Raw genomic sequence first — 2229 nt, forward strand, 5'->3', positions numbered from 1 at the left:
ACAAGGGGAGAAGGGAAAGAGGCGCACCCCACCGATCACAAACCGGTGAGCATGTAACGAGGCGTCGGCCTGCCGCGAAGGAGGGATCATGGACCCCTTCCCGCAGCGGAGAAAGCCGATGACCGGACCGACAGCCAGACGCAGCGCCCTGTTCGCCGCCTTGATGACGCTCGCGGCTACCGCCACCGCAAGCGCCCAGCCGCTGACCGTGGTCGAACTGTTCACCAGCCAGGGCTGCTCGTCCTGCCCGCCGGCCAATGCCAACCTCATCAAGGTCAAGGACCAGCCCGGCGTGCTGGCGTTGTCCTTCAACGTCACCTACTGGGATTATCTCGGCTGGAAGGACACGTTCGGAAAGCAGGAATTCACCCAGCGCCAGGTCACCTACGAACCGCCGCTCGGCCATGACGGGCCGTTCACGCCGCAAGTGGTGGTCAATGGCCATGCCGACGCGGTCGGCGCGGCGCCCGGCGAGATCGAACATCTGATCGCCACGGCGGGCAGGACCGGCGGCCCGTCGCTGTCGCTCGACGGCGGCAAGGTCTCGGTCGGCGCCGGCAGCGCGCCCGGCGGCAAGGCCGATGTCTGGCTGGTGCGCTATGCCAGGGGCGTCGTCCAGGTGCCGGTGGCACGCGGCGAAAACACCGGCCGCACCTTGCCGCACGCCAATGTCGTGCACGCGCTGCAAAAGCTCGGCAGCTGGAGTGGCGAGGCCACCGCCTACACGCTGCCTGCTGCGGCGGGCGGCCTCAGCACCGCCATTCTCGTCCAGTCCCCCGGTGGCGGCCCGATCCTCGCCGCGGCGACGAACTAGCCGACAGGCTTCGGCTGACATCGCGCAACGCCGTGATCGCGGCGGGGCGACGTGCCGACGACAAATCATCAACACCCAGACTACCAACCCAAGGAGACCATCATGACCGTTCTTTCCCGCCTGACCCTGCCCGCTCTCGCGCTCGCTCTGGCCTCGACCGCGCTGCTGGCCGGCGGCATCGCCCGCGCCGACGACGCCACCAATGCGATGAAGCCAGCCGCCAACGCCATGAAGCCGGCGGCCGACGCCATGAAGCCGGCCACCGATGCGATGAAGCCGGCCGACCCGATGGCCACCAACGCCATGAAGCCCGCCGCCAATGCGATGAAGCCGGCGGCGGACGCCATAAAGCCTGCCGCCGATGCCATGAAGCCGGCGGACACCACCGCCAACTAGGCCTGACGGCCTATGCCGCACGCGAATGTGAGGCGGCGGCGCAACTCATGCGTCGCGCCGCCGTAACTGATCCAATAGACTGATCCCCAAGGCCACTGATCCACGGGGCAAGCCACGAGGAGTGCAACCATGACCGATATCAGGACTGCCAACCGTTCCATTGGTTTCGTCAGGGGCGCGCTCGCCACGCTGGCCCTGGCCGCCGCCGGCGCCGCCTTCTGGATGACACCGGCCGTCTCGGCCGAGGACGCGGTAAAAATCCCGCCGCCGGCGGTGGACGAGAAGGCGGCCGGCGGCAGCGAGACGGCGATCTTCGCCGGCGGCTGCTTCTGGGGCGTGCAGGGCGTGTTCCAGCACGTCAAGGGCGTCACCCGCGCCGTTTCCGGCTATACGGGCGGCGCCAAGGACGACGCCGTCTACGAGACGGTGGGCACCGGCCGCACCGGCCATGCCGAATCCGTCGAGATCACCTATGACCCCTCGAAGGTGACCTATGGCCAATTGCTGCAGGTCTATTTCTCGGTCGCTCACAACCCGACGCAGCTGAACTATCAGGGTCCGGACTCCGGCACTCAGTACCGCTCGACGATCTTCGCCGAAAGCGACGCCCAGAAGAAGATCGCGCAGGACTACATTGCCCAGCTCGACAAGGCCAGGCTGTTCGGCGCGCCGATCGTCACCACGATCGAGACCGGCAAGACCTTCTACCCGGCCGAAAACTATCATCAGGACTTCCTGACGCTGAACCCGACCTATCCCTACATCGTCTACAACGACCTGCCCAAGGTCGCGAACCTGAAGCAGCTGTTCCCGGCGCTGTACAGCGACAAGCCGGTGCTGGTGCTGTCGGCCAGCAATTGAGCGGTATAATCTCCCCCCTCGAGGGGGAGATGTCGCCGCAGGCGACAGAGGGGGTCCGCTCGCGTGGAGCGCTAGCCTCCATCCGCCGCAAGGAGGTCGCCCCCGGTCGAACCGACCCCCTCTGGCCTGCCGGCCATCTCCCCCTCAAGGGGGGAGAT

Annotated in this window: 3 protein-coding genes; all 3 read left to right on the forward strand. The window is 67.1% G+C overall.

Features of this window, described 5'->3' with window-relative positions; all coding sequences use genetic code 11:
• Window positions 1-163: 163 nt before the first annotated feature.
• The 3 genes from J0I79_RS34905 to msrA all read left to right on the forward strand — a co-directional run bounded on the left by J0I79_RS34905 (window position 164) and on the right by msrA (window position 2071).
• Complete coding sequence (locus J0I79_RS34905) at window positions 164-814, forward strand: DUF1223 domain-containing protein (protein ID WP_292870728.1); 651 nt, start codon at window positions 164-166, stop codon at window positions 812-814.
• 102 nt (window positions 815-916) lie between these two features.
• A complete protein-coding gene (locus tag J0I79_RS34910; protein WP_292870722.1) occupies window positions 917-1210 on the forward strand; it encodes a hypothetical protein in 294 nt (97 codons plus the stop codon).
• A gap of 129 nt (window positions 1211-1339) precedes the next feature.
• On the forward strand, window positions 1340-2071 hold the full coding sequence (msrA, locus tag J0I79_RS34915; protein ID WP_292870725.1) for a peptide-methionine (S)-S-oxide reductase MsrA: 732 nt from the start codon (window positions 1340-1342) through the stop codon (window positions 2069-2071).
• The last annotated feature ends 158 nt before the right edge of the window (window positions 2072-2229 follow it).

It is taken from the genome of Mesorhizobium sp., assembly GCF_017306585.1.
Classification (GTDB): domain Bacteria; phylum Pseudomonadota; class Alphaproteobacteria; order Rhizobiales; family Rhizobiaceae; genus Mesorhizobium.

What these genes read in the sequence shown, in the direction of transcription:
- J0I79_RS34905 (WP_292870728.1), top strand. Translation starts at nt 164, where the DNA reads ATGACGCTCGCGGCTACCGCCACCGCAAGCGCCCAGCCGCTGACCGTG.
- J0I79_RS34910 (WP_292870722.1), top strand. Translation starts at nt 917, where the DNA reads ATGACCGTTCTTTCCCGCCTGACCCTGCCCGCTCTCGCGCTCGCTCTG.
- msrA (WP_292870725.1), top strand. Translation starts at nt 1,340, where the DNA reads ATGACCGATATCAGGACTGCCAACCGTTCCATTGGTTTCGTCAGGGGC.